The organism is Rhodovibrio sodomensis (assembly GCF_016583645.1).
In the GTDB taxonomy this organism is placed as follows: Bacteria; Pseudomonadota; Alphaproteobacteria; order Kiloniellales; family Rhodovibrionaceae; genus Rhodovibrio; species Rhodovibrio sodomensis.
In genome coordinates this window covers 1-448 of the sequence record NZ_NRRL01000325.1, presented here as the reverse complement: position 1 = coordinate 448, position 448 = coordinate 1, and the positions used below count along the sequence as shown (strand labels likewise).

Here is a 448-nt window from a genome sequence, read left to right as displayed (position 1 = left end):
CGGTAACGGTTGCAAAGCGTTTGCCCGGTTCAATGCTCACTTCCGTCACCCGCGCGACCGGATACCCAGGCGGATAGGTGCCGCCCAGTCCAGAGGTAACCAAGAGATCGCCCACCCGAATATCGGCTTTTTTGGGGACATGCAGCAGATTTAACTGGTCGATCAGCCCAGACCCGGTCGCGATGGACCTGAGTCCATTGCGGTTGACCTTGACCGGCAATGAGTGTCTGGCATCGGTGATGAGCAACACTGTGGAGGTGAGAGGGTTGGCGCGCTCGACCTGCCCCATCACCGCATTGGCATCTAACACAGGCTGGCCAACAAAGACTCCCGACAGGGTTCCCTTATCCACCAGCACCTGCTGGCGGTAAGGATCAAGATCCACTTGCAACAACTCGGCAATCAGTACCCGCTCACCCACCTTGAACGCTGAGCCTAACAGATTACG

At 57.6% G+C, this 448-nt stretch carries 1 protein-coding gene; it reads right to left on the bottom strand.

The annotated features are described in order from the left end of the window. On the bottom strand, window positions 1-448 hold a 448-nt coding region (gene mreC / locus CKO28_RS28005; RefSeq protein WP_200344843.1), incomplete at both ends, for a rod shape-determining protein MreC.